This window comes from Streptococcus hyointestinalis (assembly GCF_041225505.1).
Classification (GTDB): Bacteria; Bacillota; Bacilli; order Lactobacillales; family Streptococcaceae; genus Streptococcus; species Streptococcus hyointestinalis_B.
This window is the reverse complement of record NZ_JBCLSK010000033.1, coordinates 1-20,214: the sequence shown is the minus strand read 5'-3', so window position 1 is coordinate 20,214 and position 20,214 is coordinate 1. Positions and strand designations below refer to the sequence as shown.

Annotated in this window: 16 protein-coding genes, 17 tRNA genes and 1 pseudogene; 33 read left to right on the top strand and 1 reads right to left on the bottom strand. The window is 45.1% G+C overall.

What is annotated here, in order from left to right; genetic code table 11:
* Window positions 1–80 precede the first annotated feature (80 nt).
* From AALA56_RS07940 to AALA56_RS07825, 24 genes are all read left to right on the top strand, one after another.
* Window positions 81–153: transfer RNA gene (locus tag AALA56_RS07940), tRNA-Val, on the top strand.
* A 6-nt stretch (window positions 154–159) separates the two neighbouring features.
* Window positions 160–232: transfer RNA gene (locus AALA56_RS07935), tRNA-Asp, on the top strand.
* Between the two features lie 9 nt (window positions 233–241).
* A tRNA-Lys gene (locus AALA56_RS07930) sits at window positions 242–314 on the top strand.
* A 6-nt stretch (window positions 315–320) separates the two neighbouring features.
* Window positions 321–402, top strand: a tRNA-Leu gene (locus AALA56_RS07925).
* Window positions 403–414: 12 nt separating this feature from the next.
* A tRNA-Thr gene (locus AALA56_RS07920) sits at window positions 415–487 on the top strand.
* A 3-nt stretch (window positions 488–490) separates the two neighbouring features.
* Window positions 491–562, top strand: a tRNA-Gly gene (locus tag AALA56_RS07915).
* Window positions 563–574: 12 nt separating this feature from the next.
* Window positions 575–659 (top strand) — tRNA-Leu (locus tag AALA56_RS07910).
* An 11-nt stretch (window positions 660–670) separates the two neighbouring features.
* Window positions 671–744, top strand: a tRNA-Arg gene (locus AALA56_RS07905).
* A gap of 15 nt (window positions 745–759) precedes the next feature.
* Window positions 760–833: transfer RNA gene (locus AALA56_RS07900), tRNA-Pro, on the top strand.
* Window positions 834–840: 7 nt separating this feature from the next.
* Window positions 841–914, top strand: a tRNA-Met gene (locus AALA56_RS07895).
* Between the two features lie 20 nt (window positions 915–934).
* A tRNA-Ile gene (locus AALA56_RS07890) sits at window positions 935–1,008 on the top strand.
* A gap of 10 nt (window positions 1,009–1,018) precedes the next feature.
* Window positions 1,019–1,108, top strand: a tRNA-Ser gene (locus tag AALA56_RS07885).
* A 9-nt stretch (window positions 1,109–1,117) separates the two neighbouring features.
* Window positions 1,118–1,191: transfer RNA gene (locus AALA56_RS07880), tRNA-Met, on the top strand.
* A 7-nt stretch (window positions 1,192–1,198) separates the two neighbouring features.
* Window positions 1,199–1,271 (top strand) — tRNA-Phe (locus tag AALA56_RS07875).
* Window positions 1,272–1,281: 10 nt separating this feature from the next.
* A tRNA-Gly gene (locus AALA56_RS07870) sits at window positions 1,282–1,352 on the top strand.
* Between the two features lie 27 nt (window positions 1,353–1,379).
* Window positions 1,380–1,453: transfer RNA gene (locus AALA56_RS07865), tRNA-Ile, on the top strand.
* A 2-nt stretch (window positions 1,454–1,455) separates the two neighbouring features.
* Window positions 1,456–1,543, top strand: a tRNA-Ser gene (locus AALA56_RS07860).
* Between the two features lie 195 nt (window positions 1,544–1,738).
* Window positions 1,739–2,236, top strand: coding sequence for a sigma-70 family RNA polymerase sigma factor (locus AALA56_RS07855; protein WP_369909512.1), 498 nt, complete (start codon window positions 1,739–1,741; stop codon window positions 2,234–2,236).
* A 121-nt stretch (window positions 2,237–2,357) separates the two neighbouring features.
* Window positions 2,358–3,689, top strand: coding sequence for a PcsB-like coiled-coil domain-containing protein (locus AALA56_RS07850; protein ID WP_369909511.1), 1,332 nt, complete (start codon window positions 2,358–2,360; stop codon window positions 3,687–3,689).
* Between the two features lie 108 nt (window positions 3,690–3,797).
* Window positions 3,798–4,769 carry a ribose-phosphate diphosphokinase gene (locus AALA56_RS07845; protein ID WP_115271569.1) on the top strand — a complete coding sequence of 324 codons (972 nt, stop codon included), beginning with the start codon at window positions 3,798–3,800 and terminating at the stop codon, window positions 4,767–4,769.
* Window positions 4,770–4,885: 116 nt separating this feature from the next.
* Window positions 4,886–6,061 (top strand): pyridoxal phosphate-dependent aminotransferase, encoded by a 1,176-nt coding sequence (locus tag AALA56_RS07840; RefSeq protein ID WP_369909510.1) that lies wholly within the window; start codon window positions 4,886–4,888, stop codon window positions 6,059–6,061.
* Window positions 6,051–6,818, top strand: a complete 768-nt coding sequence (recO, locus tag AALA56_RS07835) for a DNA repair protein RecO (protein ID WP_369909509.1) — start codon at window positions 6,051–6,053, stop codon at window positions 6,816–6,818. Before AALA56_RS07840 ends, recO begins: the two co-directional genes overlap by 11 nt.
* Before the next feature lie 145 nt (window positions 6,819–6,963).
* A complete protein-coding gene (plsX, locus tag AALA56_RS07830) occupies window positions 6,964–7,968 on the top strand; it encodes a phosphate acyltransferase PlsX (protein WP_369909508.1) in 1,005 nt (334 codons plus the stop codon).
* A gap of 12 nt (window positions 7,969–7,980) precedes the next feature.
* Window positions 7,981–8,235 (top strand): phosphopantetheine-binding protein, encoded by a 255-nt coding sequence (locus AALA56_RS07825; RefSeq protein ID WP_369909507.1) that lies wholly within the window; start codon window positions 7,981–7,983, stop codon window positions 8,233–8,235.
* Between the two features lie 30 nt (window positions 8,236–8,265).
* Here AALA56_RS07825 and AALA56_RS07820 read toward each other — a convergent pair whose 3' ends face one another.
* The gene (locus AALA56_RS07820) at window positions 8,266–8,751 is read right to left on the bottom strand and encodes a hypothetical protein (protein WP_369909506.1); all 486 of its coding nucleotides are present in this window, start codon (window positions 8,749–8,751) and stop codon (window positions 8,266–8,268) included.
* 180 nt (window positions 8,752–8,931) lie between these two features.
* Here AALA56_RS07820 and purC point away from each other — a divergent pair, with 180 nt between their 5' ends.
* The 9 genes and pseudogenes from purC to AALA56_RS07775 all read left to right on the top strand — a co-directional run.
* A complete protein-coding gene (gene purC / locus AALA56_RS07815; RefSeq protein ID WP_115268008.1) occupies window positions 8,932–9,645 on the top strand; it encodes a phosphoribosylaminoimidazolesuccinocarboxamide synthase in 714 nt (237 codons plus the stop codon).
* A 1-nt stretch (window position 9,646) separates the two neighbouring features.
* The gene (locus AALA56_RS07810) at window positions 9,647–13,363 is read left to right on the top strand and encodes a phosphoribosylformylglycinamidine synthase (RefSeq protein ID WP_369909505.1); all 3,717 of its coding nucleotides are present in this window, start codon (window positions 9,647–9,649) and stop codon (window positions 13,361–13,363) included.
* Window positions 13,364–13,430: 67 nt separating this feature from the next.
* Entirely contained in the window at window positions 13,431–14,870 is a 1,440-nt protein-coding gene (purF, locus tag AALA56_RS07805) for an amidophosphoribosyltransferase (protein WP_369909504.1), read from the top strand.
* Window positions 14,871–14,987: 117 nt separating this feature from the next.
* Window positions 14,988–16,007: a phosphoribosylformylglycinamidine cyclo-ligase gene (gene purM / locus AALA56_RS07800; protein WP_369909503.1), complete on the top strand. Its 1,020-nt coding sequence runs from the start codon at window positions 14,988–14,990 to the stop codon at window positions 16,005–16,007.
* A gap of 184 nt (window positions 16,008–16,191) precedes the next feature.
* A complete protein-coding gene (purN, locus tag AALA56_RS07795) occupies window positions 16,192–16,746 on the top strand; it encodes a phosphoribosylglycinamide formyltransferase (protein WP_369909502.1) in 555 nt (184 codons plus the stop codon).
* A 142-nt stretch (window positions 16,747–16,888) separates the two neighbouring features.
* Complete coding sequence (locus AALA56_RS07790) at window positions 16,889–17,119, top strand: hypothetical protein (protein WP_369909501.1); 231 nt, start codon at window positions 16,889–16,891, stop codon at window positions 17,117–17,119.
* A gap of 11 nt (window positions 17,120–17,130) precedes the next feature.
* Entirely contained in the window at window positions 17,131–17,310 is a 180-nt protein-coding gene (locus AALA56_RS07785) for a hypothetical protein (protein ID WP_369909500.1), read from the top strand.
* 44 nt (window positions 17,311–17,354) lie between these two features.
* Window positions 17,355–18,902: a bifunctional phosphoribosylaminoimidazolecarboxamide formyltransferase/IMP cyclohydrolase gene (gene purH, locus AALA56_RS07780; protein WP_369909499.1), complete on the top strand. Its 1,548-nt coding sequence runs from the start codon at window positions 17,355–17,357 to the stop codon at window positions 18,900–18,902.
* 320 nt (window positions 18,903–19,222) lie between these two features.
* Window positions 19,223–19,863 (top strand): annotated as a pseudogene (locus tag AALA56_RS07775) (methylase); the annotation flags it as partial.
* Between the last annotated feature and the right edge of the window lie 351 nt (window positions 19,864–20,214).

Here is a 20,214-nt window from a genome sequence, read left to right as displayed (position 1 = left end):
CGAACACAGTAGTTAAGCCCTAGAACGCCTGATGTAGTTGGGGGTTGCCCCCTGTTAGATAGGGTAGTCGCTTGGCTATAGGGAGTTTAGCTCAGCTGGGAGAGCATCTGCCTTACAAGCAGAGGGTCAGCGGTTCGATCCCGTTAACTCCCATAAGTAGGTCCCGTGGTGTAGCGGTTATCACGTCGCCCTGTCACGGCGAAGATCGCGGGTTCGATTCCCGTCGGGACCGTAGAGAAAAGACTCGTTAGCTCAGTTGGTAGAGCATCTGACTTTTAATCAGAGGGTCACTGGTTCGAGCCCAGTACGGGTCATGATATGCGGGTGTGGCGGAATTGGCAGACGCACCAGATTTAGGATCTGGCGCTTAACGGCGTGGGGGTTCAAGTCCCTTCACCCGCATTAGAAAGAGTAGCCGGCTTAGCTCAGTTGGTAGAGCATCTGATTTGTAATCAGAGGGTCGCGTGTTCAAGTCATGTAGCCGGCATTTGCGAACGTAGTTCAGTGGTAGAACATCACCTTGCCAAGGTGGGGGTCGCGGGTTCGAACCCCGTCGTTCGCTTTAGCTTAAGAGGCCGGGGTGGCGGAACTGGCAGACGCACAGGACTTAAAATCCTGCGATGGTTAACATCGTACCGGTTCGATTCCGGTCCTCGGCATATACTAATGAGCACCCTTGGCTCAACTGGATAGAGTACCTGACTACGAATCAGGCGGTTAGAGGTTCGAATCCTCTAGGGTGCATAGAAAATGTGAATACGGGAAGTAGCTCAGCTTGGTAGAGTACTTGGTTTGGGACCAAGGTGTCGCAGGTTCGAATCCTGTCTTCCCGATTTAGATGGCGGTGTAGCTCAGCTGGCTAGAGCGTCCGGTTCATACCCGGGAGGTCGGGGGTTCGATCCCCTTCGCCGCTATTGTTATTTTGGATGACTTTGGACCTTTAGCTCAACTGGTTAGAGCACTCGGCTCATAACCGAGCGGTCGTAGGTTCGAGTCCTACAAGGTCCATGTTTTTCTTGGAGGATTACCCAAGTCTGGCTGAAGGGAACGGTCTTGAAAACCGTCAGGCGTGTAAAAGCGTGCGTGGGTTCGAATCCCACATCCTCCTTAAGATTATCGCGGGATGGAGCAGCTAGGTAGCTCGTCGGGCTCATAACCCGAAGGTCGTAGGTTCAAATCCTGCTCCCGCAATAAAGTTGGCTCGGTAGCTCAGTTGGTAGAGCAATGGATTGAAGCTCCATGTGTCGGCGGTTCGATTCCGTCTCGCGCCATTTATTTTCTGCGGGTGTAGTTTAGTGGTAAAACTACAGCCTTCCAAGCTGTTGTCGCGAGTTCGATTCTCGTCACCCGCTTTATAGAATTCCAGATTTCTATAATCTGGGCGCATAGCTCAGCTGGTTAGAGCGCACGCCTGATAAGCGTGAGGTCGGTGGTTCGAGTCCACTTGTGCCCATTGGAGAATTACTCAAGAGGCTGAAGAGGACGGTTTGCTAAATCGTTAGGTCGGGTAACTGGCGCGGGGGTTCGAATCCCCCATTCTCCGTCGTCTGTGCAATAATAATGGAATGAAGAAGAGCGTTGCTCTTCTTTTTTGTGATGAGTAAGATGTAACAGCTAGAATCAGAATAAAAAAGTTTTGAATCACTTTTTTTTGCTTTTTGAACATGACATTTTTGTCATGTTGTTTTTTTATCTCCTTTATTATAATAATAACAACATTGCTAAAGGAGAATATCTTATGGAAAATTCAGTACATTTTGAGAGTTTATTTATTTCAGTGAAACCTATTGTTTTTAAGTTGCAACGGACTTACTATATTAAATTATGGGATAGGGATGACTGGTTGCAAGAAAGAAGAGTGATTTTATATCGTTTATTGCAGGACAATCCTGATTTAGTAGATGATCAGTTGACGTTTTATCGTTATTTTAAAACAAAATTTTCGAGTCACTTAAAGGATGTTATACGAAAACAGGAAAGTCAAAAACGTCGTTTTGACAAGATGCCTTATGAAGAGGTGAGTGAATTTGGTCATTCTATCAAGGATAGAGGGCTAGGTTTGGATGATTATGTAGCTTATAAAGAGCTTTTAGAAAGAGTGGAAAAGAGTTTATCGCAAGACGGTAAAGATAAGTTGTCAAAAGTGATTGCAGGTCAATGTTTTAGCGGAAAGGCAAAATTTATCAAAGAGTTGCAAGTTAATTTTCAAGAATTTAGCGAGCATGTCTTGGGCTGATAGATAGCAAAAGCTTGCTTTTCTCTAAATAAAATGAAATTGTAATTAAGACGTAACATATAACAGGTGTTTTTTTGGTAAAATAAATATGTCTTATCGAAAAAGGAGTTATTGTATTAACATGAAAAAAAGAATTCTATCCGCAGTACTTGTAAGTGGTGTGACACTCGGTACTGCTACTGTAAATGCTAATGCGGATGATTACGATTCGCAAATTGCTGCTAAAGATGCAGTTATTAACAACCTAACAAGTGAGCAAGCAGCTGCTCAAAGTAAAGTTTCTGCTATTCAAAGTCAAGTAAGTACTTTGCAAGCGCAACAAACAGAACTTGAAAATGAAAACACTCGTTTAGAAGCTGTTTCACAACAGTTGAGCGGTGAAATTCAAGAGCTATCGACAAAGATTGTTGCACGTAGCGAAGCGATTAAAAAGCAAGCTCGTAATGCTCAAAAACAAAGCGGTGTTTCAAGCTATCTTGGTTCTATCTTGAACTCTAAATCTGTTTCTGAAGCCATCACACGTCTTGTTGCTATCAACAAAGTGGTTTCTGCTAATGAAAAACTTTTGGAACAACAAGAAAATGATAAAGCTGCTCTTGAGTCTAAACAAGCTGAAAACCAAGAAGCAATCAACACAGTAACAGCTAACAAAGCAGCTATTGAAGAAAATAAAAATAGCTTAGCAACACAACAAGCACAACTTGAAGTAGCGCAGCTTGAATTGTCAGCTCAATTGACAACTGCTCAAAACGAAAAAGCTGAACTTCAAACACAAAAAGCTGCTGCTGAAGAAGCTGCACGTCAAGCTGCAGAAGCAGAAGCTGCTGCTAAGGCTCAAGCTGAAGCAGAAGCTAAAGCGCAAGCAGAGGCTGAGGCTAATGCTCAATCTCAAGCTCAAGAAGAAATTGCTGCACAACAATCTGCTACAGCAGCTACTTCTGAGTCCGTTGCAACATCTGAAGCTGCAAGTACTGAAGTGGCTACAAGTGAAGTTGTCAGCGAGTCTACAGCTCCAGTACAATCAACAGTAGCTACATCTGAAGTTCAAAGCCAATCAGTAGCAACAGTTCAATCTGAAACAGCTACAGTAAGCACAGTATCAACAAGCACTTCATCAGCTAACACTTACCCAGTTGGTCAATGTACTTGGGGTGTTAAATCAATGGCATCATGGGTTGGTAACAACTGGGGTAACGCCCGTGATTGGATTGCCAGTGCGCAAGCAGCAGGTCACTCTGTAGGAACTACTCCAGCAGTTGGTGCGGTTGCTGTATGGCCTAGCGATGGTGGTGGTTACGGTCACGTTGCATACGTAACTGCTGTTAACAGTGCTACATCTATCCAAGTTATGGAATCAAACTACAATGGTAACATGAGTATCGGTAACTACCGTGGAACATTTGATCCAACTAACACTTGGAGCGGAAGTGCGGTTTACTACATCTACCAATAAGATAGATAAATGAGAGTTCGAAGATTTCTTCGAGCTCTTTTCCAATAAGATTGAAAATTTACCCAAAAAACGTTACAATGATATAGGAGAAAATCTTTGGAGGAAATCATGTCTTATTCTAATTTGAAGTTGTTTGCGCTCTCGTCCAATCAGGAGTTGGCACAAAAGGTTGCGGATATCATTGGCATTCCTTTAGGGAAGTCAAGTGTGCGTCAATTTTCTGATGGTGAGATTCAGGTAAACATTGAGGAATCTATCCGTGGGCATCATGTCTTTATCCTGCAGTCAACAAGCTCGCCTGTTAATGACAATTTGATGGAAATCTTGATTATGGTGGACGCTTTGAAACGAGCTAGCGCAGAGACTGTCAGTGTAGTAATGCCATATTACGGCTATGCTCGTCAAGACCGTAAAGCACGCTCACGTGAGCCTATCACATCTAAACTTGTAGCCAATATGCTGGAGGTTGCAGGCGTTGATCGTTTGTTGACGGTTGATCTCCACGCAGCACAAATCCAAGGATTTTTCGATATTCCTGTCGATCATTTGATGGGGGCACCTCTTATTGCTGAGTATTTTGATCGCAATGGCTTGGTTGGTGATGATGTCGTGGTGGTTAGTCCTGACCATGGTGGTGTGACACGTGCTCGTAAATTGGCACAATATCTCAAAACACCGATTGCTATCATTGATAAGCGTCGTAGTGTGACTAAGATGAATACCAGTGAGGTTATGCATATCATCGGTAATGTTAAGGGTAAGAAATGTATCTTGATTGATGATATGATTGACACAGCGGGGACTATTTGCCATGCGGCAGATGCTTTGGCAGAGGCTGGAGCAACGGCTGTTTATGCTTCATGTACCCACCCTGTTCTGTCAGGACCAGCACTTGACAATATTGAAAAATCAGCGATTGAGAAATTGGTTGTTCTAGATACCATTTTTCTTCCAGAGGAGCGCTTGATTGACAAGATTGAGCAAATTTCAATTGCAGAATTGATTGGTGAGGCGATTATTCGCATTCACGAAAAACGTCCTTTGTCACCTCTCTTTGAGATGTCACAACGTATTTGTTAATAGCTGAAGGCTGGGGAAACCCAGTCTTTTTTCTTATCCACATGTGGATAAGTCATTTTAGGGTGCAATCTGTGCAAAATTCTAGTATAATAGGAAAAAAGTCTAGGAGGGTGATTATGGAGCTTTTACATCGTTTTAATAAGAATTTAGAGAAGATTGAAGTGTCTTTGATTCGTCAGTTTGACCAGTCTATCTCGGATGTGCCTGGGATTTTGAAATTGACTTTGGGAGAGCCTGATTTTACAACGCCAGAACACATCAAGGAGGCTGCCAAGGCAGCAATTGATGCCAATCAATCGCACTATACAGGTATGAGTGGGCTTTTGGAGTTGCGCCAAGCGGCTAGTCACTTTGTCAAAGAAAAGTACAATTTAGATTATCATCCTGACAATGAAATCTTGGTGACTATCGGTGCGACAGAAGCCTTGTCAGCGACACTAACAGCTATTTTAGAGCCAGGGGATACAGTGCTCTTGCCAGCGCCAGCTTATCCTGGTTATGAGCCTATTGCCAATCTCGTTGGGGCAGAAATTGTCGAGATTGACACACGAGCAAATAACTTTGTATTGATACCAGAGATGCTGGAGGAAGCAATCTTGGCGCAAGGCGATAAGCTCAAGGCAGTTTTACTCAATTACCCAACCAATCCAACAGGTGTGACCTACAGCAGAGAGCAAATCAAGGCGTTTGCGGATGTTTTGAAGAAATACCCTGTCTTTGTCGTGAGTGATGAGGTTTACTCTGAGTTGAGCTACACCGAGGAAGGACACGTTTCTATCGCAGAGTATCTGCCAGAGCAGACCATCCTCATCAACGGCTTGTCCAAATCACACGCTATGACCGGCTGGCGCCTTGGCTTTATCTTTGCCAAAGCGGCTTTGTGTGCCGAGCTTATCAAGAGTCACCAGTATCTAGTGACGGCTGCCAGCACAATCTCGCAATTTGCAGCGGTGGAAGCCTTGACAGAAGGGAAAGACGATGCCCTACCGATGTGCGTGGAATACATCAAACGTCGTGATTATATCATTGACAAGATGACAGCGCTTGGTTTTGAGATTATCAAGCCGACAGGTGCCTTTTATATCTTTGCCAAAATCCCAGAGGGCTATAATCAGGATTCCTTCCGTTTTTGTCAAGATTTTGCAAGGCAACAAGCGGTGGCTATCATTCCAGGGATTGCCTTTGGTAAATACGGTGAGGGCTATGTGCGTCTGTCCTATGCAGCGAATATGGAGACGATTAGCGCTGCTATGGAGCGCTTGGAGCAATTTCTAGCAACTTATGGACGTTAGAGAAACAAAAGGACTGATTCTCTTTAACCGTGATTATCGTGAGGATGATAAGCTGGTGAAAATCTTCACAGAGACCAGTGGCAAGCGAATGTTTTTCGTGAAACATGTCAGTAAGTCTCCTCTTCAGCCTGTCATTCAACCGCTGATGATGGCGGACTTTATCCTGCGTATCAATGATAATGGGCTCTCTTATATCATTGACTATAAAAAGGTGCGGCGCTATGATAAGATAACAGCGGATTTGTTTAGGCTGTCTTATGCCAGCTATATCCTGGCACTTGCGGATGCTGCTATTGAGGATAATGTGGCGGATGCTAATCTGTTTGCTTTTTTAAAGAAAGTGCTTGACCTCATGGAGGAAGGGCTGGATTATGAGATTTTGACCAATATCTTTGAGGTTCAGATTTTAGAGCGCTTTGGGGTGTCGCTGAATTTTCATAACTGCTGTTTCTGTCACAGGACGGGCTTGCCCTTTGACTTTTCGCACCGCTTTTCAGGTGTTCTTTGCCCAGAGCACTATGACAAAGATGACTATCGCAGTCATGTCGACCCCAATGTGCTTTATCTGCTTGATCGTTTTCAGCAGGTGGCGATTGATGATCTCAAGACCATCTCGCTAAAGCCTGAGATGAAAGCGAAAATCAGGCAATTTTTAGACAGTCTCTACGAGGACTACGTCGGTATTCACTTAAAGAGTAAGAAATTCATTGATAGCCTAGCGTCCTGGGGAGACATCATGAAATCTGAAAAAGATTAGGCTATCCTAATCTTTCTTGAGTTTCCATTATTTTTATAAGATTAAAAATTATCATAATCTTACTGTTAACTTTGTAACATCTATCAAAAAGCGTGAAATCGTGATATAATGGTACTATTCTATTTTAAACTTGAGGTGACTAATCATGAAAACAATTGCTGTGGATGCTATGGGAGGCGACAACGCTCCTAAAGCCATAGTAGAAGGGGTGAATCAAGCTTTAGCAGATTTTTCAGATATTGCCATCCAATTGTATGGTGATGAGGCGAAAATCAAGTCCTATTTGACAGCGACTGAGCGGGTGATGATTATCCACACGGATGAGAAAATCAACTCGGATGATGAGCCAGCAAAAGCGGTTCGTCGCAAGAAAAAAGCGTCAATGGTACTTGGGGCGCAGGCTGTTAGAGAGAAAAAGGCGGACGCAGTGATTTCTGCTGGAAATACAGGAGCGCTGCTTGCAGCTGGGCTATTTGTCGTTGGGCGTATCAAGGGAGTGGACCGTCCTGGTCTGCTGTCTACCATGCCAACGCTAGATGGTAAGGGCTATGATATGCTGGACCTTGGTGCCAATGCGGAAAATTCAGCCCACCACTTGCACCAATTTGCCATTTTAGGGTCCTTTTACGCTCAAAATGTCCGCAAGATTAACAATCCCCGTGTCGGGCTTTTAAACAACGGAACAGAAGCGACCAAGGGTGATCCTGTTCACAAGGAAGCCTATGAGTTGCTTGCTGCTGATACTAGCCTGAACTTTATTGGAAATGTCGAAGCGCGTGATTTGATGGAAGGTGTCGCAGATGTTGTTGTGACCGATGGCTTCACGGGAAATGCGGTTTTGAAAACCATGGAAGGGACAGGGCTTAGCATTCTCTCTGCATTGAAATCAAGTATCCAATCAGGCGGCGCTAGAGCTAAGATGGGAGCACTGCTTCTCAAACCAACGCTTTACAATCTCAAGGGTATCATGGATTACTCAGACGCAGGTGGGGCGGTTCTCTTTGGACTCAAGGCGCCTGTTGTCAAATGCCACGGCTCTAGTGATGCGACTGCTGTTTACAGCACTATCAAGCAAGTGCGCACTATGCTTGAGACAAAGGTTGTCGACCAGTCCGTAGCTGCCTTTACCAAGGTGGAAAAAGAGGATTAAAGGAGTTATGAGATGACAAGAGATGAGATTTTTGGGAGAATCGTCGCTATGATAAAAGAGCAGATGCATGTGACGGACCTTGAAGTGACTGAGGAGACACACCTGCAGGATGAACTTGGTGTAGACTCCATTGCTCTCATGGAGTTTATCATCAATCTAGAAGATGAGTTTCAGCTCGACATCCCAGATGAGGACGTGGATGATATGACCTCTATGGGTGAAATGCTCGATTATCTTGATACACGACTACATAAAAATGAAAACTAAGCATCGTAGATGCTTAGTTTTTTGTGGTTTTTAGTCGTCGAAATACCAAAATTCTCTACTTTCCCAAAAGAGATGGTGTTTTGAAATGATATTTTTGATAATATCGGGCTCAATCGTGAATTCAACGTAGGCATACATTTCTGAGCTAAAGTTAATCTTTAACTCTGAGCTTTCAAGACTTATCCAAAATTGATTGCGTAGCGTTAGTTTGGCAAGATAGAGAGCTTGGTCGATACTGACGGAGCCTCCTTCTTTTATGGTGAAAGCAAAATCGTCTTGTGTGAACTCATGCCAGTCGATATGGGCTATCGTGATATGAGAAATACCAATAGTTTGTATAATATCCCGAAGAGCATCCAAGTAGTTTTTCTCCACTCTTTCATACTCTTCTATTGTGAGCAGCCTACCCTCACAAATCTTGCCAATATCCCAAAAAGATGTCCAGTCGTCTCTGAGGTAGTGTCCGAGTTCGTTTCTGTACTTAATATCGTACTTTGAAAAACGTAAGTGGTGCATGGTGGTTCTCCTTGTGACTTGTACTTCTATCATACCTTACTTTCCAGTCAAAAGTAAGCTTTTACAAGGTAAAATCCGAACGTTAACTTTATATTATCTTTAAAAATCCGTAAAATGTTGAGTTCTGTTTTTCTTTGTGGTAAAATTATCTTTAGAAAAGAGCGAAAGGCGAATAATATTATGAAGACGGATTTGATTTATACCGGTAAAGCAAAGGACATCTACGCAACAAGTGATGCAAATGAGATTGTTTCAGTTTACAAGGATCAAGCAACCATGCTAAATGGGGCTAGAAAAGAAACTGTAGCGGGTAAGGGACGCCTCAACAATCAGATTTCATCGCTTATTTTTGAGCGTTTAAATAAAGAGGGTGTGGCGACACACTTCATCAAAAAGCTCTCAGACACGGAGCAGCTCAATAAAAAAGTAGAGATTATTCCGCTTGAGGTGGTTTTGCGTAATTACACGGCTGGGTCTTTTTCGAAGCGTTTTGGCGTGGAAGAAGGGATTAAGCTTGAAGAACCTATCGTTGAGTTCTACTATAAAAACGATGACCTTGATGATCCTTTCATCAATGATGAGCATGTTAAGTTCCTAAAAATTGCAACAGACGAGGAGATTGCTTACCTCAAGGCGGAGTGCCGTCGTATCAATGCGCTCTTGCAGGCGATTTTTGCTGACATTGACCTAACGCTTATCGACTACAAGCTAGAGTTTGGAAAGGATAAGGATGGCAAGATTATCCTAGCAGATGAGTTTTCACCAGACAACTGCCGTCTTTGGGACAAGGATGGCAATCACATGGACAAGGATGTCTTTCGTCGTGACCTTGGTGAGTTGACTTCTGTTTATGAAGTAGTTCTTGAAAAATTGCAGAGTACAGTAGGTAAATAAAATGGATAAACGTATTTTTGTTGAGAAAAAAGCGGACTTTGGGATTAAGGCTGAGGCGCTCAAAAAAGAATTGACGCACAATTTGCAGCTAAAAGGCTTGAGCGATGTGCGCTTGGTGGAAGTGTATGAGGTCTTTGGTTTAGAGGAAGCGCTGCTTGAAAAGGCAGAAGCGCATATCTTTTCTGAGACGGTGACAGACAGGCTCTTGTCAAAAGCAGAGGTTGACGAAACACTCTCTAGCTATGCTTTCTTTGCTATCGAGGCTTTGCCTGGTCAATTTGACCAACGTGCAGCGTCAGCGACAGAAGCGCTTTATCTGCTTGGTGCAAAAGACGGTGTCACTGTGCGTGCTAGCCGCCTCTATCTGGTCAATAAAGACCTGCCACAGGAGGAGCTTGAAGCGATTAAAAAATATCTGCTTAACCCTGTAGACTCTCGTTTCAAGGATATGACCTTGCCACTTGCTTTTGAGGAATTTTCAGTGTCTCAAACAGAAATTCCAAGTCTTGATGTCTTTGAGACTTACACAGAAGCAGACTTTGTTGCCTACAAAGCAGAGAAAAACCTCGCTATGGAAGTGGCGGATTTGCTCTACATCCAAGACTATTTCAAGTCTATCGGGCGTGTGCCTACAGAGACTGAGTTGCGCGTGCTGGACACTTACTGGAGTGACCACTGCCGTCACACGACCTTTGAGACAGCTCTGGAAACTATTGATTTTTCAGCGTCTAAGTTTGAAAAGCAATTGCAGGCGACTTATGACAAGTATATCGCTATGCGTGATGAGCTAGGGCGCACTGAAAAGCCACAAACGCTTATGGATATGGCGACGATCTTTGGACGCTATGAGCGTGCCAATGGACGTCTTGATGACATGGAAGTGTCTGATGAGATTAACGCTTGCTCGGTTGAAATCGAAGTGGATGTTGACGGTGTCAAAGAGCCTTGGCTTCTTATGTTTAAGAACGAAACCCACAACCACCCAACAGAAATCGAGCCTTTTGGTGGAGCTGCGACCTGTATCGGTGGTGCTATTCGTGACCCATTGTCAGGACGTTCCTATGTTTACCAAGCCATGCGTATCTCTGGTGCGGGCGATATTACCCAGCCGCTCTCAGCCACTCGTGCAGGTAAATTGCCACAGCAGACTATCTCAAAAACAGCTGCGCACGGCTACTCTTCTTACGGCAATCAAATCGGTCTTGCGACGACTTATGTGCGTGAGTATTTCCACCCAGGCTTTGTAGCGAAGCGCATGGAGCTAGGTGCTGTTGTCGGTGCTGCACCAAAATCAAATGTCAAACGTGAAAAGCCAGAAGCAGGCGATGTCATTATCCTCCTTGGTGGAAAGACTGGACGTGACGGTATCGGTGGTGCTACAGGCTCGTCTAAAGTGCAGACCGTCAAGTCTGTTGAGACAGCTGGCGCTGAAGTGCAAAAAGGAAATGCCATCGAAGAGCGTAAGATTCAACGCCTTTTCCGTAAACCAGAAGTGACAACCCTCATCAAGAAGTCCAACGACTTTGGTGCAGGTGGTGTCTGTGTGGCGATTGGTGAGTTGGCAGACGGTCTTGAGATTGACCTCAACAAGGTCCCACTCAAGTATGCAGGACTCAACGGTACTGAAATCGCCATCTCTGAAAGTCAAGAGCGTATGTCTGTTGTCGTGCGTAAAGAGGACGTGGACAGCTTTATCGCTCTTGCAGCTGAGGAAAATATCGAAGCGGTCGCCGTTGCAGTCGTGACTGAAAAAGCTAATCTGGTCATGACTTGGAACGGGCAGACCATTGTGGACATCGAGCGCAGCTTCCTTGATACAAACGGTGTGCGTGTTGAGGTGGACGCTAAGGTCGTAGACAGCACAGATGAGCTTCCAGGTCAGGTAACGACGGATGAAGCGCACCTTGAGAAGGATCTTAAAGCAGTACTTTCTGACCTCAACCACGCTAGTCAAAAAGGTTTACAGACTATCTTTGACTCGTCTGTTGGTCGCTCAACGGTCAACCATCCTATTGGAGGACGCTACCAAATCACACCAACAGAAAGCTCTGTTCAGAAATTGCCAGTAGAGCACGGTGTGACAGAGACGGTTTCTGTCATGGCGCAGGGTTACCAGCCTTATGTGGCAGCTTGGTCACCTTATCACGGTGCTGCCTATGCGGTGATTGAAGCAACCGCACGCTTGGTGGCAACAGGCAGTGACTGGGACAAGGCACGCTTCTCTTATCAAGAATACTTTGAGCGTATGGACAAGCAGGCAGAGCGCTTTGGTCAGCCTGTATCAGCCCTTCTAGGCTCTATCGAAGCCCAAATTCAGCTTGGATTGCCTTCTATCGGCGGTAAGGACTCTATGAGTGGTACTTTTGAGGAATTAACCGTACCACCAACCTTGGTCGCTTTTGGTGTGACAACATCCACAGCTAGCCGTATCCTCTCACCAGAGTTCAAAAATGCTGGTGAGAACATCTACTATATCGCAGGAAGTCACTTGTCTGAGGACATCGACTTTGCAACGATTAAGAAAAACTTTGAGTTCTTCTCTGCTCTTCAAGCACAGCACAAGATTACAGCAGCGTCAGCGGTCAAATACGGCGGTGTGGCTGAAAGCCTAGCTCTCATGAGCTTTGGTAACCGTATCGGTGCTCAAGTGACACTCTCTGACCTTGCTAGTAGCTTAAGAGCGCAGCTTGGTGGTTTTGTCTTTACCTCACCAGAAGAAATCGCAGGCGTTGAGAAGATTGGAACAACGACAGCGGACTTTAGCCTAGAAGTCAACGGTGTGGCAATCTCTGGAGACGAGCTTCTTTCAGCCTTTGAAGGTACACTGGAGGAAGTCTACCCAACGACCTTTGCTCAATCTGACAAGCTAGCTGATGTGCCAGCGCTTGAGACAGACTTTGTCAAAGCAGCACAAGCCAGCGTTGAAAAGCCACTCGTTTACTTGCCAGCCTTCCCTGGAACAAATTCAGAGTACGACTCAGCCAAAGCCTTTGAAGCAGCGGGTGCTAGAACCAAGATTGTACCATTTGCGACACTGGATATTGAAAAATCTATCGCTGACATGGTGGCAAATATCGAAGAAGCTAACATCCTCTTCTTTGCCGGTGGTTTCTCAGCAGCGGATGAGCCAGATGGCTCTGCCAAATTCATCGTCAATATCCTCAAGAATGCGCAAGTGCGTACAGCTATTGACGCCTTTATCGCACGAGGTGGCTTGATTATCGGTATCTGTAATGGTTTCCAAGCGCTTGTTAAGTCTGGTCTCTTGCCATACGGAAACTTTGAGAGCTCAAGTGAAACGAGCCCAACCCTTTTCTACAACGATGCTAACCAGCACGTGGCTAAGATGGTGGAAACTCGTATCGCAAATACCAACTCTCCTTGGCTTGCTGGTGTCTCTGTAGGGGACGTGCATGCCATTCCAGTCTCACACGGCGAAGGAAAATTTGTCGTGACAGATGAGGAGTTTGCTGAGCTGCGTGACAATGGTCAAATCTGGAGCCAATACGTGGACTTTGACGGTAAACCAAGCATGGACAGCCGCTACAATCCAAACGGTTCTTACCACGCTATCGAAGGTATCACCAGCAGAAACGGACAAATCATCGGTAAGATGGGACACTCTGAGCGCTTTGAGGAAGGGCTCTTCCAAAATATCCCAGGCAACAAAGACCAACACCTCTTTGAAAGTGCGGTCAAGTATTTCACTGGCAAATAAGTCTATCGACCATCATTTACAATCAGTAAGACTGAGGTCTTGCTATCTCATAAAGGTAACCTAAAATATGACATACGAAGTAAAATCTTTAAATGAAGAATGTGGTATCTTTGGCATTTGGGGGCACCCTCAAGCTGCCCAAGTGACTTACTTTGGTCTCCACAGTCTTCAGCACCGAGGTCAGGAGGGGGCAGGTATCCTCTCCAATGACAACGGTAAACTACTACGTCACCGTGATACGGGGCTTGTGTCAGAGGTCTTTCACAATCCAAGCGACTTGGAAAAGTTAACAGGACAAGCCGCTATTGGGCATGTGCGTTATGCCACAGCAGGTGAGGCTTCTATTGACAATATCCAACCTTTTCACTTCAAGTTTTCAGATACCCAGTTTGGCTTAGCGCACAATGGCAATCTGACTAATACAGAAAGTCTCAAGAAAGCGCTAGAGAGCCAAGGGGCGATTTTCTCAAGCTCATCAGATACTGAGATTTTGGCGCATTTGATTCGCCGTAGCCATCATCCAGAGTTTATGGGACGTGTCAAGGAAGCGTTAAACACTGTCAAGGGCGGCTTTGCCTACCTCTTGATGTTAGAGGACAAGATTATCGCAGCGCTTGACCCAAATGGCTTTAGACCCCTCTCTGTTGGTAAGATGAAAAATGGCGCTTGGGTCATCTCAAGTGAAACCTGCGCTTTTGAGGTGATTGGTGCTGAGTGGGTGCGTGATGTCAAGCCTGGTGAGATTGTTGTCATCGATAACAATGGTATCCACTACGACAGCTACACGACAGACACCCAGCTTGCCATCTGCTCCATGGAGTACATCTACTTTGCACGTCCTGACTCTGTTATCAGCGGTGTCAATGTCCATACGGCTCGTAAAAATACAGGGCGCCGTTTGGCTCAAGAATTTAAACACGAAGCGGATATCGTCGTTGGTGTGCCAAACTCCTCTCTATCAGCAGCTTCTGGCTTCTCAGAAGAGTCAGGACTGCCAAATGAGATGGGCTTGATTAAAAACCAATACACCCAGCGTACCTTTATCCAGCCAACGCAAGAATTGCGTGAGCAGGGTGTGCGCATGAAGTTGTCAGCCGTGTCAAGTATCGTCAAGGGTAAACGTGTAGTCATGGTGGATGACTCTATCGTTCGAGGCACAACCAGCCGCCGTATCGTTCAGCTCTTGCGAGAAGCAGGTGCGTCTGAGGTGCATGTGGCAATTGCTAGTCCGCCTCTCAAGTACCCATGTTTCTACGGCATTGACATTCAGACACGTCGTGAGTTGATTGCGGCAAACCACAGTGTGGATGAGATTTGCGAGATTATCGGAGCGGATAGTCTGACTTACCTCTCGCTTGATGGTTTGATTGAGTCGGTTGGTTTAGAGACAGATGCGCCAAATGGTGGGCTTTGCGTGGCTTACTTTGACGGCAACTACCCAACGCCACTCTATGACTACGAGGAGCGCTATCTGCAAAGTTTAGAGGAAAAAACGAGTTTTTATTAGAGTCGCTAGCTTGACAAGCTGTGACAACTCTAAAAACATCTGTAAACGCACTTTACTGAAATAGCAGAACGGTCTGCTCTGCTATTTTCCAAAAACAAAAAAACAAGGAGACAAACTATGTCTAAAAATGCTTACGCCCAGTCAGGCGTTGACGTGGAAGCGGGCTATGAGGTCGTTGAGCGTATCAAAAAGCACGTGGCAAAAACCGAGCGTCTGGGTGTCATGGGGGCACTCGGTGGCTTTGGTGGGATGTTTGACTTGACAGCGCTTGATGTCAAGGAGCCTGTGCTCATCTCTGGGACAGACGGTGTCGGCACTAAGCTTATGCTGGCTATTCAGTACGACAAGCACGATACTATTGGTCAGGACTGCGTGGCTATGTGTGTCAATGACATCGTCGCAGCAGGTGCAGAGCCGCTTTACTTCCTCGACTACATCGCAACGGGTAAGAACGAACCAGCTAAGCTGGAGCAAGTGGTCAAGGGCGTTGCGGACGGCTGTGTAGAGGCTGGTGCTGGTCTTATCGGCGGTGAGACCGCTGAAATGCCTGGTATGTACGGCGAGGACGACTACGACTTGGCTGGTTTTGCGGTCGGTGTGGCGGAGAAATCCCAGATTATCGACGGCAGCAAGGTCAAAACTGGCGATGTTCTCTTGGGACTTGCTTCAAGCGGTATCCACTCCAACGGCTACTCACTCGTTCGTCGTGTCTTTGCAGACTTTGACGGTGACGCTGTTCTTCCTGAGCTTGAAGGAAGATCGCTCAAGGATGTCTTGCTTGAGCCGACCCGTATCTACGTCAAGGCGCTTTTGCCACTGATTAAGGAAAATCTGGTCAACGGTATCGCCCACATCACAGGTGGTGGTTTCGTGGAGAATGTCCCTCGTATGTTTGCTGACAACTTGGCTGCTGAGATTGAAGAGGACAAGATCCCAGTCCTTCCGATTTTCAAAGTCTTGGAAAAATACGGTGAGATTAAGCACGAGGAAATGTTTGAAATCTTCAACATGGGTTTGGGTATGATTCTAGCGGTTTCTCCTGAAAATGTCGACAAGGTCAAGAGCCTGCTGGACGAAGAAGTCTACCAAGTCGGACGTATCGTGGAAAAAGTTAACACTAGTGTAGTGATTAAATAAATACTTTTCTCAGCATCTATTGTTAAAAAAATGAAGAAAGGAAGTTCAGTTTGCAAGTCGAACTGAACACGGGACTCATTTTCTAGGAAAAAAGATAAATTCTCTTGTATGCAAGCATACTTCGAGAATTTCCTATTTTTCTACAAAAATGTTCGGCAAGCCGAAGCGTCCCTTTGTATCGAATATGAAAATAGCAGTATTTGCCTCGGGTAATGGCTCTAATTTCCAAGTCATCGCTGAGCAGTTTCCAGTTGCCTTTGTCTTTTCAGACCACCGTGACGCCTATGTGCTTGAGCGTGCCAAAAAGCTGGGTGTGCCTAGCTACGCTTTTGAGCTCAAAGAGTTTGACAATAAAGCCGCTTATGAAGCGGCTATCGTGGACTTGCTGGAAGAGTACGAGATTGACCTTGTGGTATTGGCTGGCTACATGAAAATCGTAGCCAGCACCCTCCTTGCTAAATACGAGGGGCGCATGATTAACATCCACCCAGCTTACTTGCCAGAATTTCCCGGTGCGCACGGCATTGAGGACGCTTGGGCAGCTGGTGTGGCAGAAAGTGGCGTAACCGTTCACTGGGTGAACTCAGGTGTTGACAGCGGGCAAATCATTCGCCAAGAGCGTGTGCCACGCTTAGAGAGTGACACTATCGACAGCTTTGAAGAGCGTATCCATGCTATGGAATACAGCCTTTACCCAGAGGTTTTGGAGAGTTTGGGTGTGGAGAGACATCAAGAATGAAGAAGTCAGCTTTTAAAAAGCAATTGTTTGAGCTTTATGATTTAGATGCTGAAGGATTATCATTAGCGAAAAAATAGATTTTATAGAAAATAGTTTTATCCAATACCAAAAAGAGCACTCAGAAGACTTTGATACTAGCCATTTGCGACAACCTTGGTCAGACGAAGAATTGAAGATTATTTTGTCTGATTCAGCGACAAAGGCTAACTGTATCAAGTACGCAAGATTGTTCAAAAGAACCTATGGTAGTATCGAGCAAATCTATCTATGGTCAACTGCAACACATAAAGACATTCAAGCACAAGGCAGAGATTCGGATAAGTTTATTTTACAGATAAAACGTATCTACAAGGAGCTCTCCCTCGTTAACTAAAATAGGAGAAAATGATGAAAAGTTCACACCTTTTAGTCTATATGCTGAGTTTTGGCTTGGTGGCTTTTCTTGTGACAGCTCTCTTTCCACAGCTTTCTAGTATCTGGGTTGGCTGTTTGGTTGGTGTTTTGGGCTCAGCTATTGCCTACCCTATGGACAAATGGCTGGACAAAAGAGAAGAGACTAAGTAAAGCTCGCTTATAGACAGATTATTAGATTACATACAGGAGACATCATGACAAAAAAAGCACTGATTAGTGTATCAGATAAAGCTGGCATTATCGCATTTGCGCAGGAATTGCGTGAACTGGGTTGGGAGATTATCTCAACTGGTGGGACTAAGACTGCCCTTGACAATGCAGGGGTTGAGACCATTGCTATTGACGATGTGACAGGCTTTCCAGAGATGATGGACGGTCGTGTCAAGACCCTTCATCCAAAGATTCACGGTGGACTTTTGGCACGTCGTGACCTTGACAGCCACTTGGACGCTGCAAAAAGCCACGAGATTGACCTCATTGACCTTGTGGTGGTTAACCTCTATCCGTTTAAGGAAACCATTCTCAAGCCAGATGTGACCTATGCAGACGCTGTGGAAAATATCGACATCGGCGGTCCTTCAATGCTTCGTTCAGCGGCTAAAAACCATGCCAGCGTGACTGTGGTCGTTGACCCAGCAGACTACGCTGTGGTTTTAGACGAGTTGAAAAATGCAGGAGAAACCACGCTTGACACTCGTAAACGCTTGGCAGCCAAAGTCTTCCGCCACACAGCAGCTTATGACGCTCTCATTGCGGACTACTTCACCAAGCAAGTGGGCGAAGAAAAGCCTGAGAAGCTGACCATCACCTACGACCTCAAACAGCCTATGCGCTACGGGGAAAATCCTCAGCAGGACGCTGACTTTTACCAGTCCGCATTGCCAACAGATTATGCCATCTCATCTGCTAAGCAGTTGAACGGAAAAGAGTTGTCCTTCAACAACATTCGTGACGCTGACGCAGCCATTCGTATTATCCGTGACTTCAAGGACAAGCCAACGGTTGTAGCGCTCAAGCACATGAACCCATGTGGTATCGGTCAGGCAGATGATATTGAGACGGCTTGGGACTACGCCTATGAGTCAGACCCAGTTTCTATCTTTGGTGGGATTGTCGTGCTCAACCGTGAGGTGGACGCAGCGACAGCGGAGAAGATGCACGGCATTTTCCTTGAAATCATCATCGCACCAAGCTACACAGACGAAGCGCTAGCTATTTTGACCAATAAAAAGAAAAACTTGCGTATCTTGCAGTTGCCATTTGACAAGCAGGCTGAAAGCGAAATCGAGCCAGAATACACTGGTGTCGTGGGCGGGCTTTTGGTGCAAAACCAAGACGTCATCGCTGAAAATCCAGCCGACTGGCAAGTCGTGACCAAGCGCCAGCCAACAGAGCAAGAGCGCACAGCTCTTGAGTTTGCTTGGAAGTCTATCAAGTACGTCAAGTCAAACGGTATCATCATCACCAACGACCGTATGGTGCTAGGTGTCGGTCCTGGTCAGACCAACCGTGTGGCGTCTGTCAAGATTGCCATCGACCAAGCCAAGGATCGCTTAGAAGGTGCAGCGCTAGCTTCTGACGCTTTCTTCCCGTTTGCGGACAATATCGAAGAAATCGCAGCGAGCGGTATCAAGACTATTATCCAGCCGGGTGGGTCTGTGCGTGACCAAGAATCTATTGACGCAGCTGATAAGCATGGTTTAACCATGATTTTCACTGGCGTGAGACATTTCAGACATTAAAATGATTTTAAGTTTTATTAAAGAAATTTTTCAGGTTTGATTAAGTTAGCCGCTCTATACTATAGTTAATCTTAAATAAACTTTCTTTTTCATAAACTCCTACAAACGCTCGATACTGTCGAGTGTTTTTTTTGCTATTTGTCTAAAATCTGTATTTTTAGATTTTTTTAAGCCTGTCAAGCTACACTGTATTCATCCTAAAACTTTTTCATAAAATCTCCTAAGTAAGGACAAGCCTTGGCTTGCCCTTATTTTTTGTGTATTCAAAGCTAAGTTTGGTATAATGAAAGTACTATCAAAGTGTTTACGAGGAGAGATGAGTGGAAGAACTGATAAAATCAAAACATCGTGTGCAAAAGCATGGCGAGGTCTTTACACCAGCTTGGATGGTGGACAAGATGCTAGACACACCTGGTGTCAAGGAAGCTTGTCAGGATATCTATACAACATTTTTAGAGCCATCAGCAGGCGATTTTAGAGCGAAAATTACAAGCTGTTAAGGCTAACTACGATAAGAAAAACTGGAAAACCAAGTCCCTTTGGGCATTGTCTTCTATGCTATGGTATCGAGTATTTAGCCGATAATCTAGAAGTGGCACGCTCTAGACTCTTTCTCTACTATCTGGACTGGTATGAGGAGGCTTTCTCAGAGTACTTGACCAGCAGGTCTGACATCTACAATTCTGCTCACTACCTCATCCATAAAAATATCATCCGAGGCAACACCCTGACTAAGCGCCATCCTGACACAGATGAGCTCATTATGTTTAATGAATGGCAGTCTGTACCCAATATGCCTAGTCATGTTATGAAAAAGCCTTTTGCTTTTGCGGAGCTGTTTGGCGAATCAGTGACAGAAGCAGGTGTTGTTGAAGGGCAGCTAGACTTGTTTGCCGATTTTTTTGAGGATGAACCGCTAGATGAGCCAGAGAGTATCGACATCAAAAAAAGTATATCAATTAGGATAGGAGAGATGAAAATGATAACTAATTTTGAATTTTTAAAAGTAGATGACTTGACAGCCGAGCTTTCCAGACAGCAAATACAGCTGAAAAAAGCTATGCCGATAAGGACTATGAGACGACGCTATTTAAGGCGAGGAAGTTAGCTGAGCACTGTGCACTGTTGGTCGCTGACCAAGAGTTTGTTGATGTGACGCCACGCATGACCTTTCATCAAGTACTAGAGGTTATCAAGGATAAAATTGACAAAAAAGTTGTCAACGCCTTTTATAACTAAAAGTTCTAAAATGAAGTTAGCCACTTAAAAGTATGAAAAAACACCTCAGAGAGATATAATTGTAATCACCACA

Excerpts from the sequence above, each read along its gene's own strand:
- AALA56_RS07845 (WP_115271569.1), top strand. The coding sequence starts at position 3,798 with ATGTCTTATTCTAATTTGAAGTTGTTTGCGCTCTCGTCCAATCAGGAG.
- AALA56_RS07855 (WP_369909512.1), top strand. The coding sequence starts at position 1,739 with ATGGAAAATTCAGTACATTTTGAGAGTTTATTTATTTCAGTGAAACCT.
- AALA56_RS07825 (WP_369909507.1), top strand. The coding sequence starts at position 7,981 with ATGACAAGAGATGAGATTTTTGGGAGAATCGTCGCTATGATAAAAGAG.
- purH (WP_369909499.1), top strand. The coding sequence starts at position 17,355 with ATGACAAAAAAAGCACTGATTAGTGTATCAGATAAAGCTGGCATTATC.
- AALA56_RS07785 (WP_369909500.1), top strand. The coding sequence starts at position 17,131 with ATGATGAAAAGTTCACACCTTTTAGTCTATATGCTGAGTTTTGGCTTG.
- purN (WP_369909502.1), top strand. The coding sequence starts at position 16,192 with ATGAAAATAGCAGTATTTGCCTCGGGTAATGGCTCTAATTTCCAAGTC.
- recO (WP_369909509.1), top strand. The coding sequence starts at position 6,051 with ATGGACGTTAGAGAAACAAAAGGACTGATTCTCTTTAACCGTGATTAT.
- purC (WP_115268008.1), top strand. The coding sequence starts at position 8,932 with ATGAAGACGGATTTGATTTATACCGGTAAAGCAAAGGACATCTACGCA.
- AALA56_RS07840 (WP_369909510.1), top strand. The coding sequence starts at position 4,886 with ATGGAGCTTTTACATCGTTTTAATAAGAATTTAGAGAAGATTGAAGTG.
- AALA56_RS07810 (WP_369909505.1), top strand. The coding sequence starts at position 9,647 with ATGGATAAACGTATTTTTGTTGAGAAAAAAGCGGACTTTGGGATTAAG.
- AALA56_RS07850 (WP_369909511.1), top strand. The coding sequence starts at position 2,358 with ATGAAAAAAAGAATTCTATCCGCAGTACTTGTAAGTGGTGTGACACTC.
- purM (WP_369909503.1), top strand. The coding sequence starts at position 14,988 with ATGTCTAAAAATGCTTACGCCCAGTCAGGCGTTGACGTGGAAGCGGGC.
- purF (WP_369909504.1), top strand. The coding sequence starts at position 13,431 with ATGACATACGAAGTAAAATCTTTAAATGAAGAATGTGGTATCTTTGGC.
- AALA56_RS07820 (WP_369909506.1), bottom strand. The coding sequence starts at position 8,751 with ATGCACCACTTACGTTTTTCAAAGTACGATATTAAGTACAGAAACGAA.
- plsX (WP_369909508.1), top strand. The coding sequence starts at position 6,964 with ATGAAAACAATTGCTGTGGATGCTATGGGAGGCGACAACGCTCCTAAA.